The following is a 14,961-nucleotide window of genomic DNA, read 5'->3' on the forward strand; positions in this document are numbered from 1 at the left end:
GGACCCGCGCGATTATCCGCGCAAGTGCCACTTCAGGAAGAAGAATGGCGAGAACAGCCACGGACAGGTCGCGTAGACGAACATCCTGACGCGAAAGCCGAAGCTGACCTCCGTGGCGCGCGCGAGCAGCGCCAGCTTGCTGCGCACCGAACCCGTGCCGAACATCGCGCTCACGTAGGACTCGCGCGCGGATTTGGTCGCGAGCAACGCGCGCATCTGGGCGCCGACGCCCACCTTGTCGGCGTCACTCAGCAGCTGGCGGGTCTCGCCCGAGCCGTTCAGGTTTGCCAGCCGGATGCGCGCGACGAAATCCGCCGGCGTCCGGAAGCGCCGCTTGCTGGAGAGCCCGCCGCGCCGGTACAGCACGAGCGGCTCGTGCAGCGTGTGCGCGCCCTGGCTCATGATGGCGCGGAACGCCATGATCTGATCCTCGCCGTAGATGCCGGGCGCGATCGGACCGAACGCGTCGAACAGCCGCCGCGCCCAGGCGTGCGCCGCGCCGACCAGATGCGGCCGCTTGCCCGACCACGCCTCGAAGCTGCGATAGCCGTCGAGGTCGGTGACGCGCAGCACGTCGTGGGTCTGGCCTGCGGCGTCGAGGTCCTGCAGGTCGGTGGCGATCAGGTCGTAGCGCCGGCCGCTGTCGAGCCATACGCGCATCACGCGTTCGACCCGTTCGGGCCGCGAGATGTCGTCGCCGGCCGCGATGAACAGCATCTCGCCCGAGGCGCGCGCGGCCAGTGCGCTCAGATGCGCGCTGATGCCGAGATTTTTCTCGTTGCGATACAGCCGCACGACGTGCGGGCCGCGATAATCGCGCACGCATTGCTCGGCGGCAGCGAAGGTGGCGTCGCTGGAGGCGTCGTCGGAGATGAGGATTTCGAGCGGCGACCAGGTCTGCGCGAGGGCGCCGCGGATCGCATCGGCGACGGTATTTTGCTGATTGAAGGTGATGAGCAGGAAACTTGCGAGCGGCGCGCCCGGAGTGTCTTGAGGTGTCGCTGGCATTTCAGTTTCACAACGCGTGGATGGCTGGAGCGCCTTGCCGGCTATGGCTTCAAAGTTCCTCGAGCAGCTTCTGAGCGAAGAGCGTGCCAGGCGCCAGCGGCTATAATAACGCGGGTTTTTGGGATGCGCGACCGCCGCCGGCCGGTCCACCCCTGTCAGGTTCACGATTTGGAAAAAAATCTTCGTTACGTCATTGCCAGCATGGTATTGCTGGCGCCCGCGAGCACGCTCGTCGTACGGGGTGGAACCGGTTATTGCTTTTTCGTGCTGCTTGCCATCGCGCTCTTCGCGGGCTTCAGCCGCGCCTTCCGGCTCAAGGGCAGCCTGCTCGTCAGGGCCTATCCCTGGTACACCGTGGCCATGCTGGGCTTCATGGTCTACCTGCCGCTGCAACAGGCGACAGACGGCTACTTCCTGCCGCGCGAATTCGACGGCATGTCGCGCTTCACGCTGAGCCTGCCCATCTTTCTCCTGCTCGTGAACCTGCCCATCCGGCATCTGAAGGCGTTCGGCTGGGGCTGCGCGCTCGGTGCGATCGGCGCGGGCGCGTGGGCCGTGGACAGCAGCATCCACATGACGGTCAACGACATCAACCGGCTCGGCAACACCTTCACCAATCCGATTCCCTACGGCAACACCGCGCTGCTGCTCGGCTTCCTTTCGGCGATGACGATCCGCTGGGACGACTATCCGAATGCGCTCGTCCGGCGTCTGGGTATCGCGGTGAAGCTGCTGGGGCTGGCGGGCGGCGTCTACGCATCCTATCTGTCGGGCACGCGCGGCGGCTGGCTGGCGATTCCGCTGTTTCTCGCGCTGTGCTCGCTGAATTTCGGCTGGGTGAAGCACGCGAAGCACTGGCTCGTTGCGCTGCTGGTCGTGGCGCTGGCGATGGCCGCGCTCTTCGCGTCGCCGCTGGGTCGCGAGCGCGTCCTGGCCACGCAGTCGGATGTCACGCAACTGGCGGAAGGCTCGACCGCCTACAGCTCGATCGGGGCGCGTCTGTTGCTGTGGCGCGCGTCGATTCACCTGTTCGAAGCGCATCCGCTGACGGGCGTCGGCAAGGGGCATCTGGAGTCGTCCTTGCGCGATCTGGCGAAGCAGGGCGAAGTGCCGGCCTATATCGTCAACCAGCGGGCCCACAGCGAGTTCTTCTCGACCATCGCGGAACTGGGCGCGCTGGGCGTCGTATGCCTGGGTTTGCTGTATGCCGGGCCGCTGCTGTACTTCGTGCGCTACCGGAGATCGCCGCACCGCGATGTATCGACGGCCGCTTACTGCGGAATGGCCGTGTCCGGGTCGGTTATCATCTTCGGTTTGAGCATCGACGTGTTCACGGTGGTGATGAGCACCGCACTCATCGCGCTCATCTGGGCCGTGCTGCTCGCGGTCATCACGCACGATACGCGCGAGCCGCGCGGGAAACCGGGACGCGGTCCGATCGGTTGAGCGGGTTGAGCGGCATCGGGCCCGGCGGCCTTCGCTCACAGACACCTACACCACACACCAACACGCGCCGCGCGGCAGGACGAGTCAGCCGCCGGGCGAAGTGGAGATACGCTCTTGAACAAGCAAGCAAGTTTGCGCAAGCCGATCGGCGGCACGGAAAGTTCGTCGCCGACGGCAGTCATGAAACGGCTATGGCCGTATATCCGCCCGCTGATGGGCATGGTGCTGCTGGGCCTGCTCACGATGGGCATCGTCGCGGCGAGTGAGGCCGGCATTCCGATGCTGCTCAAGCCGCTGCTCGATCACGGCTTCGGTTCGAAGGGCAGCGACCACGCGAAATGGCTCGTGCCGGCGGCCGTGATCGGCCTCGCGCTCGTGCGCGGCTCGGCGCAATATGCGTCGGGCTACTTCCTCTCCTATGTGACGAACAAGATCCTGCTGCAGCTGCGGCTCGAAATGTTCAACCGCATGATCCACACCAGCGCGGGCTTCTTTCAGCGCGAAACGGCGAGCACGATCATCAACGCCGTCGTCTTCGAGGTGAACCAGATCCTGAGCGTGCTGTCGAGCGTCGTCGTGACGCTGGTGCGCGACTCGCTGACGGTCGTGTTTCTGCTCGGCTATCTGTTCATCCTGAACTGGCGCCTGACACTGATCGTCTCGGTGATCCTGCCGGCCATCGGCTGGCTCGTCAGCAAGATCAACCGGCGTCTGCGCCGCCTGAATCGCGAGCATCAGACGCTCACCAACGAGCTCTCGTATATCGTCGAGGAGACGGTCGGCGGCTACAAGGTCGTGAAGGTGCATAACGGCGAGCCGTATGAGATCGGCCGCTTCACCGAGATGAGCCACCGTCTGCGCGGCTATGCGATGCGCATGCAGGTCTCCGGCGGACTCGCGCAGCCGCTGACGCAGTTTCTCGCGTCGATCGCGCTCGCCATCGTCATCACCATTGCAGTGGTGCAGTCAGCGAGCGACCAGACGACGGTGGGCGGTTTCGTGGCCTTCGTCACGTCGATGCTGCTCGTGATCTCGCCGCTCAAGCATCTGATCGACATCAATCAGCCGTTGCAGCGCGGCATGACCGCGGCGGAGCTGATTTTCGGGCTGATCGACGAGCCGGCCGAACCTGCGGGCGGCGGCAAGCCGCTCGAGCGCGCGCGCGGCGAAGTGGAGTTTCGCGACGTGACCTTCGCGTATGGCTCGTCCGACCGGCCGACGCTCGACCGCGTGTCGTTCAAGGTCGCGCCGGGCGAGATGGTGGCGCTGGCGGGTCCGTCGGGCAGCGGCAAGACGACGCTCGTGAACCTGTTGCCGCGCTTCTTCGATCCGCGCGGCGGACAGGTGCTCGTCGACGGCGTGCCGCTCTCCGATTACAAGCTGCACGACCTGCGCGGCCAGCTTGCGATGGTCAGCCAGGATGTCGTGCTGTTCAACGACACGATTGCGGCGAACGTCGCGTACGGGCAGACGCCGGATCGCGACCGGGTGATGTCGGCGCTGACGGCGGCCAATCTTGCGGATGTGGTGAATGCGTTGCCGGAGGGGATCGATACCTTGATCGGCGGCAATGGCATGCGCTTGTCGGGTGGGCAGCGTCAGCGTCTGGCGATTGCGCGCGCCATCTACAAGGACGCGCCGATCCTGATTCTCGACGAGGCGACGTCGGCGCTGGACTCGGAATCGGAGCGACATGTGCAGTCGGCGCTCGAGACGCTGATGAAGGGGCGCACGACGCTGGTGATCGCGCATCGGCTGTCGACCATCGAGCGCGCGGACCGCATTCTGGTGATGGAGGCGGGGCGCATTGCCGAGCAGGGCAGTCATGCCGAATTGCTGCGCAAGGATGGCTTGTATGCACATCTGCACCGGATCCAGTATCAGCAGCAGGCGGCTTGATCGGGTGGGATGAGCGTGGAAATTTGCTGCGTAGAAACATAAGAAATATCGCGTTCACACGCGACGCGGCAAACGGGATGATGACGGCTTTTACACGGGTCGGATCAATCCTATGGCTTATTACCGGTTCCCTCAGTATCTGGATCAGAGCGACCACGCGGCATTCGGCGCGCTCTACGAACCCGGACACGCGACGCCGTTTTCCGGCATCTACCGATGTGAAACGTGCGGTCACAATGCCGTGTCCACCGAAGGGCATCCGCTGCCGCCGCAGAATCATCATCAGCATCCGAGCTGGGAGGCGATTCGCTGGCGGTTGATCGTGGCGGCGCATTGAGGGGTAGCGGTGAGGACTGAAGTCAGATTGTGGGATCTGGCCTTGACCGTGTGTCGTCGTCGCGATGCGCGCTTGATCACTCGTAGCGATGAGGAACTCGCCAGCGTCAGCGCGCGATTGTTTCTTGCCGACAAATTCAGATGGTCGAGCGATCCAGAGGTTGTTGCCCAACTGTGTGAGTTGCTTGACTTGCGCAAACAGGATCAGTTTCGTGCCGTGCTTGAGATAGAGTTGGCAGTCGAGTCGGGTGAGCTTGTGACAATTCCCGATGCGCCCAGCAGTGCGCTGAGTGCGCACCGCGACTCAGCCAACGAGCCTCGTCCGCGCTCCGTCACATTCACGCCTTCCCAGTTGTTTCCGAAGCGGCAAAGCGTGCCCGTGAAAGTTGCAGCGTATGAGCCGCCTCCACCGCGCCGATATTCAAGGAATGATCTCTTCGCGATTATGGCGGCGAATCCGGGTGATGTACTTCCTGATGGGACGATCGCAACGGCGTTCAGCGAGGCGGAGCCATTCGGCTTTGTGCCAAGAGCTCCGAGCGATGATGTATTTGAGGTGACCGCACGCGGAATGCGAATCACGGGGAATGAGCCGGGCGGATTCCGCGTGAATCTGAATGGTCTCGACGTGGACTATTTCGATTCCAATGGCAATCTGTGCGCGCAATATCATGGTAGCCATGGCGGACCGCATGGCCATAATTTCTCCGGCGGGGTTCGAGACGACGCACATCTTCCGATGTCATCGATCAAATGCGAGTGAGGTACGCCGATGAGTCAATCAGGAAACAAGACTTGGGGTTGGGAACTGGCAACGAATGCGGACGCGTTGGTGACGCATCTGGGAGGGTATCCGTCTTTCCATGACGCAGCAGTACGTTCTTTATGTATGAGAAGGTGGCGCAAGACGCGCAAGGGGCTCGATGGTCGAGACCTTCCTGACGGGATCATGCGGACCATGGTGGACGTGCGGCTCGAAGTGCTTCACAACTGCTATGGGCCGCCGCCTACCACCGGGCGCGTGGATCGAATGGTTGTGATCGATTGTCTCGATGTGCGGCAATCGGAGATTGATGTCGACGCCATGCTCGAAGAAGCGACGATCATGGAGATGACGTTGTCGCGCGTGGACGGATTGATCAAGCTCGATCTGCTGCCGAACGTCGGCCTTGATGTGAGATTGACATGCGTGCAGGTCTCCATTATCGACATGCTGCCTTATGTCCGCTCGTCTGCGGGGAAGGCTGAATGATGTTGCTTCGTGTCGACAAGGGCCGGACGTATTGAAGAGTCGCGACTCGCATAATCCAGGCCCACCATCATCAGCGGAGGGGTAGATTTCGCACGCTGAATGAGATACTTCGGTATGCATCTCGAAGCGGCGAGAAAGAATGGAGCGCGGACAAGTCCACGGAAAGGGGGGTTTTTCGCCCAGCGAAGAACCGTCGGATCGCGTAATGAGGGTGGGACGCGCGCGGTGGAATCTCATGGAGTTTGCATAGCTTCGTCTTAAAGATCGATCTTATTCGTGCGCTGTTGAGTCAAGAGAATTTTGAAAAACTACAAACTTGACGAATGCTTTTATCCATGGAATCGAGTTGCGCTAATTGTCGATTTCAGCTTAGAAAATCTAATGGGGACGAGATGATGGGTGAAACCGATGCCACCACGAGCTTTCTTCTTTGCTCAAAATGCTTCGTCGACGAAGGGCTGCGGATCGACTCTTGGAAAATCGGGGTTGAACAAGAGGGCGTGTGCCCAAATTGCAAAAGCTCTGGCGGAAGAAAACTGAGAAAAGAGCAGGTCTTGGCGATCGCGCACAGCTTCTTCGTTAGTGGTACGACGATCCGGTTCGACTATGGAGGGGCTCCTTGTGTGCAGTTCAATGAGCACCACTACGGCAACAGTAGCATTGCGCCATCGCCATGGCTTGACAACGATGTAAAAATCATTGAAGAGGCGGGAAGATTGGATTCTTTCACTATGGGCCTCGTTACTGGATGCTTGGAGAGGTTGAGCCTCTGAAGGCCTTGCAAGATCCGTCGAGCCGTTGCGAGGTCATAAAGCGAATAGTGAGCGAATATCCCGTGCGAATGTTAGCTAAGGGTTCATTGTTCTATCGTGTGCGAGTGAATCCTCAGCGTCCGGCTGAGCCGGACGAGTACGACTGCCCTCCTTTGCGATTCGTGGGGAGAGGGCGGCTCGATTCGACTGGGTTCGGTGTTATGTATGGTTCACAGGACTTGGATATCTGCATTCATGAATGTCGCGTCACTGCGGAGGATGACATTTATGTTGCTACGTTGCAGCCAACTAAAGATCTGCGACTCTTGGATCTTACCGCTCTCCTCGATGAGGATGAGGTAACTGAGTATGAAAGTCTCGACATCGCAGTTCATATGCTTTTTCTTGCGAGTTCACATGCTTGTGAAATTACCCGAAAAATTGCCATAGCTGCTGGAGATTCAGCTTCGACGGCGTTATCTATCCTTCCTATTACAGCCTGCTGCGTACTGGCGGTCTTCCCTTTGAAACTGTATATGGCATGTCGCGTCGCCTGATTCGCCCTCAGGCAGATGCATACGTAGAGTCCTATACCATACCCAATTTTGCCCTTTTTGGTCGACAAATCGAACAGGGTACGATCGCTCTAAAATGCTTCAATCGCTTTTTCTTGACGCATATCGGTTATCAAGGGCTCTTCGGACCAGTGGTCTACTAGTCATGCACCGCGCTTGGCTTAGCCGTTGTGCAATCGGAACCGAATGCTTTTGTTAGCAAGCTGGGCGCCTTCGGAATAGGCCCCATCAGAGTTCATTTTTTTTAACCCTCTGATGCAGTTAAGTTATCGTGGGAGTGACTTGTTCGATCGCTCCTGATATCGGCACGCTCCTAGGTAATTTGTCAACCCTGATAACGAGTTTGCGAGCCCTTACGGCGGGACAAGATTGCAGAGTCCTACATCAACACAATGTCATACTGTTCCTGCGACAAATTACTCTCCACCTGCAACGACACCGGCTTGCCAATAAAATCCATCAGCATCGCCAGATGCTGCGATTCTTCCTCGAGAAACAGGTCGATGACCTGCTGCGACGCAACCACCCGAAACTCACGCGGATTGAACTGCCGCGACTCGCGCATGATCTCGCGCAGCACGTCGTAACACACCGTGCGCGGCGTCTTGACCTGTCCCTTGCCCTGACACACCGGACACGGCTCGCACAGAACGTGCGCAAGCGATTCGCGCGTACGCTTGCGCGTCATCTCCACCAGCCCGAGCTGCGAGAACCCATTGACCGTCACCCGCGTGCGATCGCGCGACAACGCCTTCTTCAGCTCGCCCAGCACCTGATCCCGATGCTCGACATTCTCCATGTCGATGAAGTCGATGATGATGATCCCGCCGAGATTTCTCAACCGCAGCTGCCGCGCGATCGTATGCGCGGCTTCGAGATTGGTCTTGAAAATGGTGTCGTCGAAATTGCGCGCGCCGACATAACCGCCCGTGTTGACGTCGATGGTCGTCATCGCCTCGGTCTGGTCGATCATCAGATAGCCGCCCGACTTCAGGTCCACGCGCCGCGACAACGCGCGCTGGATCTCCGCCTCGATGTTGTACAGATCGAAGAGCGGCCGCTCGCCGGTGTAGTGATGCAGACGCGACGCCACCGCCGGCGTGAACTCGGCCGCGAAGTCCGCGAGCATCTGATAGGTTTCGCGTGAATCGACCTGGATGCGCGTGGTTTCGTCGTTGACGAAATCGCGCAGCACGCGCTGGGACAGGTTCAGATCCTGATACAACAGCGTGGTCGGCGGCACGCGCTGCGCCTGCGCGACGATGGTCGCCCAGGTCTTGCGCAGATAGGCAACGTCGGCGGCCAGTTCCTCGCTCGTCGCATCTTCGGCGATGGTGCGCACGATATAGCCGCCTTTCTCGTCTGCGGGCAACACGGCCGTGAGGCGCGCGCGCACGGCTTCGCGTTCCGCTTCGCTCTCGATTTTCTGCGAGATGCCGATATGCGGTTCCTGCGGCAGATAAACCAGCGTGCGCCCCGCGATGCTCACCTGCGTGGAGAGTCGCGCGCCCTTGGTGCCGATCGGGTCCTTCACGACCTGCACCATCAGCGACTGGCCTTCGAAGACGATCTTCTCGATCGGTACATGCGGCGTGGACGCATGCGATTCGCCCGCGATGCGCGGATGCCAGATATCGGCGACATGAAGAAACGCGGCGCGTTCGAGACCGATGTCGATGAACGCCGACTGCATGCCCGGCAGCACGCGCACGACGCGTCCCAGATAGACGTTGCCGACGCGCCCGCGCGACAGCGTGCGCTCGACGTGAAGTTCCTGAACCGCACCTTGCTGAACCAGTGCGACGCGGCATTCCTGCGGTGTGACGTTGATCAGGATTTCTTCGTTCATGGCCTGTTTAGAATTCGACGCGCGCCACGCGCAAGAGTGCTGCGGTTTCGAAAAGGGGCAGACCCATGATACCCGAATAGGACCCGTCGATTCGCTCGATGAACTCCGCCGCGCGGCCCTGGATGCCGTAGGCGCCGGCCTTGCCGAGCGGCTCGCCGGTGGCGGCGTAGCGCTGCAGCGCAGCACGGTCGGCGGCGGCGAACCGCACCGTCGAGCGCGACAGCGCAGGCGGGAGCAGCGTGCCGTGCGCATCGACGACCGCAAGCGCCGTCAGCACTTCATGCTCGCGGCCGGCAAGCCGTTCGAGCATCGCCACGGCGTCTTCCTCGTGCAGCGGCTTGCCGAGAATCAGACCGTCGATGGTCACCGTCGTATCGGCGACCAGGATCGGCGCTTCATGATGACCGCCCGCGAGCAGGCGTGCACGGGCCGCCTGCGCCTTCAGCGTACACACGCGCACGACATAGGCGGCGGCGTCTTCGCCGGGCAGCTCGGCTTCGAGCGCTTCGGCGTCTTCATCGGGGCGGGGCATCAGCAATTCGCAGCGCACGCCGAGCTGTGCGAGCAGCTCCTTGCGGCGCGGGCTTTGGGAGGCGAGATACAGGAAGGGATAAGTGGTGGGCATCGTCGATGGGATCAGGAAAGCGCACGCGAGCTTGCGCGGCCTTCGAGATTCAACCGCCGGTCCGCCTCACGCGCGATGATAAGGATGATTCTGTGTGATGCTCCACGCGCGGTAAAGCTGTTCGGCGAGCAGCACGCGCACCATGCCGTGTGGCAGGGTCAGACTCGACACGCGCAGCAGCAGTTCGGCGCGCGACTTCACGGCGGGATCGAGCCCGTCCGCGCCGCCGATCACGAATGCGACATCGCGGCCTTCCTGCTGCCAGCCGGGCAGGGCGTTCGCCAGTTGCATCGTGGTCCAGTCGCGGCCGCGTTCGTCCAGCGCGACGATCCGCGCATTCTTCGGCAACGCAGCTTCGATTCGCTGCTTCTCCGCCGCCATCACGCTCTCGGCGTTGCGTCCCGACGAGCGCTGCTCCGGCTTGATTTCCTTCAGCTCGATGCGCAATTCGGGCGGCATGCGCTTCGCATACTCGTCGAAGCCCTTCGTGATCCAGTCGGGCATCTTGTGTCCGACGGCCAGGATGACGAGCTTCATGAAACCGCGCCGCTCACGTGACTCACGTGACTCACGCGGCTCAGGAAGCGCGCTTGCGGGCGACGCGCTTGACGGCCGGCTTCGCGTCTTCTTCGTCCTCGTCTTCGTCGTCGGCCGTGACGTTCGCGCCGCCGAACATGTTCGGTTTCTGGAGCTTCACGCGCACCGGCTTGTCGCCCCAGACTTCCTCGAGGTTGTAGTACTGGCGCAGCGCCGGTTGCAGGATGTGCACGACCGCGTCGCCGCAGTCCACCAGCACCCATTCGCCGACCTCTTCGCCTTCCGTGCTGACGATGTCGCCGCCCGCTTCCTTGACCTTCTCGCGCACGCTGTTGGCAAGCGCCTTGGTCTGCCGGTTCGACGTGCCGCTTGCCACGACCACGCGGTCGAACAGCGAAGTCAGGTGGGTGGTGTTGAAGACCTTGATGTCCTGCGCCTTGACGTCTTCCAGACCGTCGATGATCGCGCGTTGCAGCTTCTGAATTTCCATGATTGGGGTGTCTTTACCGTGTCCGGTACAGGTGATGTTGAACAATATAGTCCCATACTGACTCAGGGACTTCGGCGCGGGCGCGGTCATGCTGTTCCGCTGACGGGTCCGGCGCCTGTGTGTCGCGCATCGTGCGGGCTGCTTCGCGGATGGCCGTGGCGGACACGTCGAGCAGCAGACTTTCGTCGATGAGCATGTGACCGTGCGTGCTCGCCTGCAATGTCTCGGGCGAGGCACGGCGCAGTTCGAGCTCCGCGGCGACTTCGGCGGGCAGGGTGGCCACGTCGAAGCCGGCGCGCGTTTCCACGCACACGTGCGCATGCTCGAACAGCTCGCGCCACCGATGCCATGAGTTCAGCTTGACCAGCTGATCCGCGCCCATCAGCAGCGAGATCGACGCATCGGGACCTTCGCGTTCGCGCCAGCGCGCCAGGGTATCGACGGTATAGGTGTCGCCTTGGCGATCGATCTCGTCGGTCGCGACGGTCACGGTCGCGCCGGGTATCGAAAGCGAACGGGCCGCCGCGCGCGTCATGGCGAGTCTGTGCTCAGGCGCCGACACGCCTTCCTTCTGCCACGGCTGACCCGCCGGCAACAGCACAAGTTCGGTCAGCCGCAGCACCTCGGCGAAGCGCCGTGCCAGCGCCAGATGCCCGTTGTGGATGGGATCGAAGGTGCCGCCGAGCAGTCCGATACGCTTCGCGCACGGCGTGCCATGGTTCATGGCCGGGGTTACAGCCATTCTCGCCGCACCAGGAAGTCTTCCACTAGCTTGGCCTCCGGCGTGCCCGGTTCCGCGTTCCAGTCGTAACGCCAGTGCGCGGCAGGCGGCATCGACAGCAGGATCGACTCGGTGCGGCCGCCGCTCTGCAGACCGAAGTGCGTGCCGCGATCGAACACGAGATTGAATTCGACATAGCGGCCGCGCCGGTACGCCTGGAACTCGCGCTCGCGGTCGCTGTAGGGCGTGTCGCGGCGGCGCTCGATGATCGGCAGGTAGGCGTTCAGGAACGCGTCGCCGACGCTGCGCATCATCGCGAAGGACGCGTCGAAACCGGGCTCGGAGAAGTCGTCGAAGAATATCCCGCCGATGCCGCGCTGTTCGTTGCGATGCTTCAGGTAAAAGTACTCGTCGCACCAGGTCTTGAAGCGCGGATACAACTGCGTGCCGAACGGATCGAGCGCGTTGCGACAGGTCTGGTGAAAATGCCGCGCGTCGTCCTCATAGCCGTACACGGGCGTCAGATCCATGCCGCCGCCGAACCAGAAGATGGGCGCAACGCCCGCCTTCAGCGCCGTCAGTATGCGCACGTTCATGTGCACGGTCGGGCAGTGCGGATTGCGCGGATGCATGACCAGCGAGACGCCCAGTGCCTCGAAACCGCGGCCGGCCAGTTGCGGGCGCGCGGCGCTCGCGGAGGGCGGCAGCGCGTCGCCTTGCACGTCCGAGAAACCGATGCCGCCGCGCTCGAAGAATCCGCCGCCTTCCAGGATGCGGGTCACGCCGCCGCCGCGCAGATGCGCGCCGGGTTCGCGGGTCCAGGCATCGGTGCCGAAGGGCGTGCCGTCGAACGCGCCGAGCGCGTCGGCGATGCGCGTCTGCAAGCCCGTCAGGTAGGCGCGCACGGCCGCGATGTCGCAGGCTGTGCCGGATTCGCCGTGGGTCTGTGCGGTGCGGTTCGTTTCACTCATCGATTGCTGGACTACGCCGCTTCGGCGGCCATGAAAGGACGGGGCTCAGCCTCCGTCGCGCAACTCTCAAAAGCACGCTGCCGGACGCGAGGTCCGGCAGCGTGCGTACTCGTGCGGCACAGGCCGCGCAGGCCCGTATCAGCCGTGCTTTTCCGGCTTGTCGTGCTTGCGGTTCAGCGCGCGATAGCCGATGTCCCGACGGTACTGCATGCCGTCGAAGGAGATCTGGTTGACTGTATCGTAGACCACGGATTGCGCGCCGCGCACGGAATCCGCCAGTCCGACCACGCACAGCACGCGTCCGCCGGAGGTGGTCAGCTTGCCGTCGGCGAGCGTCGTGCCCGCATGGAAAGTCACGGATTGCTCGCTTTCCGCCGGAATGCCGTTGATCCGATCGCCCTTGCGCGGCGTCTCCGGATAGTTGTGCGCCGCCAGCACCACGCCCAGCGCCGTGCGCCGGTCCCAGTCGAGTTCCACGGCGTCGAGCTTGCCGTCGATCGCCATTTCCACGACCTTCGAGAAGTCGCCCTTGAGGCGCGCCATGATCGGCTGGGTCTCGGGGTCGCCCATGCGGCAGTTGAATTCGAGCGTCTTCGGGTTGCCGTTGGCGTCGATCATCAGGCCCGCGTACAGGAAGCCCGTGAAGCGGATGCCTTCGCTTTCCATGCCGCGCACCGTCGGCTGGATGATCTCGCGCATCACGCGCGCATGCAGCTGCGGCGTGACGATCGGCGCGGGCGAATAGGCGCCCATGCCGCCCGTGTTGGGGCCGCGGTCGTCGTCGAGCAGGCGCTTGTGGTCCTGGCTGGAGGCGAGCGGCAGCACGTGCTTGCCGTCCACCATCACGATGAAGCTGGCTTCCTCGCCCGCCAGGAATTCCTCGATCACGACGCGCGCGCCGGCATCGCCCAGCTTGTTGTCGGCGAGCATGGAATCGACGGCGCCGTGCGCTTCTTCCAGCGTCATCGCCACCACGACGCCCTTGCCGGCGGCGAGGCCGTCGGCCTTGATGACGATCGGCGCGCCTTTCGTATCAATGTAGGCGTGGGCCGCGGCGGCGTCGGAGAAGGTTTCGTACTCGGCGGTGGGGATGCTGTGGCGCTTCATGAACGCCTTGGCGAAATCCTTCGAGCTTTCGAGCTGCGCCGCTTCCTTGCTCGGCCCGAAGATCTTCAGCCCGCGCGAGCGGAACAGGTTGACGATGCCCGCGGCCAGCGGCTGCTCCGGGCCGACGAGCGTGAACGCGACATGTTCGCGCTCGACGAAATCGGCGAGTTCCGCCGGGTCCGTGATGTCGATGTTGCGCAGACGCTCGTCCTGCGCGGTGCCGCCGTTGCCCGGCGCCACATAGACGATCTGCACGCGCGGCGATTGCGCAAGCTTCCAAGCGAGTGCATGTTCGCGACCGCCGGAACCGACGACGAGTAACTTCATGTGAATCCCCGAAATCCTGACTAAAAGCGTAAAAACGAGCGGTGAAGCAGCTTGAGAACAAGGCGGCGGGCGCATCGGTCCCGGACTGCACGGAGGGTCGCGCGCGGGGTGTTCATCCCGTGCAGAAGGCGGTTCGCGCGGACCACGGCAGCGTCACGCGCCTTTCTCGGGGCGAGGCCGCGCCGCATGCTTCCGGCGGCGCTGCTCCGGCCATCATGCCGAAGCGAAAGACGTTCCATGCACGGGCAAGGGCGCATTCACCTTGCCCCGCAGCGATCCGAAGCTCAGTCCTCGTTGATCGCCGCGTTGGTATGGACTTCCTGCACGTCGTCGAGATTTTCGAGCGCGTCGAGCAGTTTCTGCATTTTCACCGCGTCGTCGCCGCTGAATTCGACTTCGGTCTGCGGTTTCATCGTCACTTCGGCGAGTTCCGCCTTGAAGCCGGCGGCTTCGAGCGCGTCCTTCACCTTCTGGAAATCGTTCGGCGGGCAGATGACCTCGATGCTGCCGTCTTCGTTCGTGACCACGTCGTCGGCGCCGGCTTCGAGCGCGGCGTCCATCAGCGTGTCTTCCGGCGTGCCGGGCGCGAACAGGAACTGGCCGACGTGATCGAACATGAACGACACCGAGCCGTCCGTGCCCATGTTGCCGCCGAACTTCGAGAACGCATGGCGCACTTCCGCGACGGTGCGCGTGCGGTTGTCCGTCATCGTGTCGACGATGATCGCCGCGCCGCCGATGCCATAGCCTTCGTAACGGATTTCTTCGTAGTTGGCGCCGTCCACGCCGCCGACGCCGCGCTGGATGGCGCGGTTGATGTTGTCCTTCGGCATGTTGGCGTCGTAGGCCTTGTCGATGGCCAGACGCAGGCGCGGGTTCGAATCGACCTCGCCGCCGCCCATGCGCGCCGCAACCTGGATTTCCTTGATGAGGCGTGTCCAGACCTTGCCTTTCTTTGCATCGGCCGCGGCTTTCTTATGCTTGATGTTGGCCCATTTCGAATGACCCGCCATTACCTTTCTCCATCGCGCGCGGGCTTGGCTCCGGCGCCTAGTGTGCTGTCGTG

Annotated in this window: 16 protein-coding genes; 7 read left to right on the forward strand and 9 right to left on the reverse strand. The window is 62.6% G+C overall.

Annotation, left to right across the window (positions count from 1 at the left end; genetic code table 11):
- Nucleotides 1-12: 12 nt before the first annotated feature.
- On the reverse strand, nt 13-1,008 hold the full coding sequence (locus tag QCE69_RS04200; RefSeq protein WP_309914842.1) for a glycosyltransferase: 996 nt from the start codon (nt 1,006-1,008) through the stop codon (nt 13-15).
- A gap of 168 nt (nt 1,009-1,176) precedes the next feature.
- Here QCE69_RS04200 and QCE69_RS04205 point away from each other — a divergent pair, with 168 nt between their 5' ends.
- The 7 genes from QCE69_RS04205 (at nt 1,177) to QCE69_RS04235 (ending at nt 7,250) form a co-directional block, all read left to right on the forward strand.
- The gene (locus tag QCE69_RS04205) at nt 1,177-2,454 is read left to right on the forward strand and encodes an O-antigen ligase family protein (protein WP_309914844.1); all 1,278 of its coding nucleotides are present in this window, start codon (nt 1,177-1,179) and stop codon (nt 2,452-2,454) included.
- Between the two features lie 180 nt (nt 2,455-2,634).
- Nucleotides 2,635-4,353 (forward strand): lipid A export permease/ATP-binding protein MsbA, encoded by a 1,719-nt coding sequence (msbA, locus tag QCE69_RS04210; RefSeq protein WP_409021194.1) that lies wholly within the window; start codon nt 2,635-2,637, stop codon nt 4,351-4,353.
- Between the two features lie 112 nt (nt 4,354-4,465).
- A complete protein-coding gene (locus QCE69_RS04215) occupies nt 4,466-4,690 on the forward strand; it encodes a hypothetical protein (RefSeq protein ID WP_309929574.1) in 225 nt (74 codons plus the stop codon).
- A 27-nt stretch (nt 4,691-4,717) separates the two neighbouring features.
- A complete protein-coding gene (locus QCE69_RS04220) occupies nt 4,718-5,452 on the forward strand; it encodes a hypothetical protein (protein WP_309929576.1) in 735 nt (244 codons plus the stop codon).
- 9 nt (nt 5,453-5,461) lie between these two features.
- Complete coding sequence (locus QCE69_RS04225; RefSeq protein ID WP_309914855.1) at nt 5,462-5,941, forward strand: Imm50 family immunity protein; 480 nt, start codon at nt 5,462-5,464, stop codon at nt 5,939-5,941.
- A 392-nt stretch (nt 5,942-6,333) separates the two neighbouring features.
- Nucleotides 6,334-6,714: a hypothetical protein gene (locus QCE69_RS04230; RefSeq protein ID WP_309929577.1), complete on the forward strand. Its 381-nt coding sequence runs from the start codon at nt 6,334-6,336 to the stop codon at nt 6,712-6,714.
- A gap of 200 nt (nt 6,715-6,914) precedes the next feature.
- On the forward strand, nt 6,915-7,250 hold the full coding sequence (locus tag QCE69_RS04235; RefSeq protein ID WP_409021195.1) for a hypothetical protein: 336 nt from the start codon (nt 6,915-6,917) through the stop codon (nt 7,248-7,250).
- Nucleotides 7,251-7,647: 397 nt separating this feature from the next.
- On the opposite strand, the gene rng is transcribed toward QCE69_RS04235, so the two are convergent.
- The 8 genes from rng to QCE69_RS04275 form a co-directional block, all read right to left on the reverse strand.
- Complete coding sequence (gene rng / locus QCE69_RS04240; RefSeq protein WP_309807836.1) at nt 7,648-9,117, reverse strand: ribonuclease G; 1,470 nt, start codon at nt 9,115-9,117, stop codon at nt 7,648-7,650.
- A 7-nt stretch (nt 9,118-9,124) separates the two neighbouring features.
- A complete protein-coding gene (locus QCE69_RS04245; RefSeq protein WP_409017786.1) occupies nt 9,125-9,742 on the reverse strand; it encodes a Maf family protein in 618 nt (205 codons plus the stop codon).
- A gap of 66 nt (nt 9,743-9,808) precedes the next feature.
- Nucleotides 9,809-10,279 carry a 23S rRNA (pseudouridine(1915)-N(3))-methyltransferase RlmH gene (gene rlmH, locus QCE69_RS04250; RefSeq protein WP_309914864.1) on the reverse strand — a complete coding sequence of 157 codons (471 nt, stop codon included), beginning with the start codon at nt 10,277-10,279 and terminating at the stop codon, nt 9,809-9,811.
- A gap of 40 nt (nt 10,280-10,319) precedes the next feature.
- Nucleotides 10,320-10,769: a ribosome silencing factor gene (gene rsfS, locus QCE69_RS04255; protein ID WP_309807839.1), complete on the reverse strand. Its 450-nt coding sequence runs from the start codon at nt 10,767-10,769 to the stop codon at nt 10,320-10,322.
- Between the two features lie 13 nt (nt 10,770-10,782).
- Complete coding sequence (locus tag QCE69_RS04260) at nt 10,783-11,511, reverse strand: nicotinate-nucleotide adenylyltransferase (RefSeq protein WP_309929578.1); 729 nt, start codon at nt 11,509-11,511, stop codon at nt 10,783-10,785.
- Nucleotides 11,502-12,461, reverse strand: a complete 960-nt coding sequence (hemF, locus tag QCE69_RS04265; RefSeq protein ID WP_309929579.1) for an oxygen-dependent coproporphyrinogen oxidase — start codon at nt 12,459-12,461, stop codon at nt 11,502-11,504. Before hemF ends, QCE69_RS04260 begins: the two co-directional genes overlap by 10 nt.
- A gap of 138 nt (nt 12,462-12,599) precedes the next feature.
- Complete coding sequence (purD, locus tag QCE69_RS04270) at nt 12,600-13,895, reverse strand: phosphoribosylamine--glycine ligase (RefSeq protein ID WP_309929580.1); 1,296 nt, start codon at nt 13,893-13,895, stop codon at nt 12,600-12,602.
- Nucleotides 13,896-14,179: 284 nt separating this feature from the next.
- Nucleotides 14,180-14,908 (reverse strand): YebC/PmpR family DNA-binding transcriptional regulator, encoded by a 729-nt coding sequence (locus QCE69_RS04275; RefSeq protein ID WP_309807843.1) that lies wholly within the window; start codon nt 14,906-14,908, stop codon nt 14,180-14,182.
- Nucleotides 14,909-14,961 lie beyond the last annotated feature (53 nt).

Source organism: Caballeronia sp. LZ032 (assembly GCF_031451315.1).
GTDB lineage: Bacteria > Pseudomonadota > Gammaproteobacteria > Burkholderiales > Burkholderiaceae > Caballeronia.

Bases quoted from the DNA above. Each gene is read 5' to 3' on its own strand.
- QCE69_RS04215 (WP_309929574.1), top strand. From the start codon at position 4,466: ATGGCTTATTACCGGTTCCCTCAGTATCTGGATCAGAGCGACCACGCG.
- hemF (WP_309929579.1), bottom strand. From the start codon at position 12,461: ATGAGTGAAACGAACCGCACCGCACAGACCCACGGCGAATCCGGCACA.
- QCE69_RS04200 (WP_309914842.1), bottom strand. From the start codon at position 1,008: ATGCCAGCGACACCTCAAGACACTCCGGGCGCGCCGCTCGCAAGTTTC.
- rng (WP_309807836.1), bottom strand. From the start codon at position 9,117: ATGAACGAAGAAATCCTGATCAACGTCACACCGCAGGAATGCCGCGTC.
- QCE69_RS04225 (WP_309914855.1), top strand. From the start codon at position 5,462: ATGAGTCAATCAGGAAACAAGACTTGGGGTTGGGAACTGGCAACGAAT.
- rlmH (WP_309914864.1), bottom strand. From the start codon at position 10,279: ATGAAGCTCGTCATCCTGGCCGTCGGACACAAGATGCCCGACTGGATC.
- QCE69_RS04245 (WP_409017786.1), bottom strand. From the start codon at position 9,742: ATGCCCACCACTTATCCCTTCCTGTATCTCGCCTCCCAAAGCCCGCGC.
- QCE69_RS04275 (WP_309807843.1), bottom strand. From the start codon at position 14,908: ATGGCGGGTCATTCGAAATGGGCCAACATCAAGCATAAGAAAGCCGCG.
- QCE69_RS04235 (WP_409021195.1), top strand. From the start codon at position 6,915: ATGTATGGTTCACAGGACTTGGATATCTGCATTCATGAATGTCGCGTC.
- rsfS (WP_309807839.1), bottom strand. From the start codon at position 10,769: ATGGAAATTCAGAAGCTGCAACGCGCGATCATCGACGGTCTGGAAGAC.
- purD (WP_309929580.1), bottom strand. From the start codon at position 13,895: ATGAAGTTACTCGTCGTCGGTTCCGGCGGTCGCGAACATGCACTCGCT.
- QCE69_RS04230 (WP_309929577.1), top strand. From the start codon at position 6,334: ATGATGGGTGAAACCGATGCCACCACGAGCTTTCTTCTTTGCTCAAAA.
- msbA (WP_409021194.1), top strand. From the start codon at position 2,635: ATGAAACGGCTATGGCCGTATATCCGCCCGCTGATGGGCATGGTGCTG.
- QCE69_RS04260 (WP_309929578.1), bottom strand. From the start codon at position 11,511: ATGGCTGTAACCCCGGCCATGAACCATGGCACGCCGTGCGCGAAGCGT.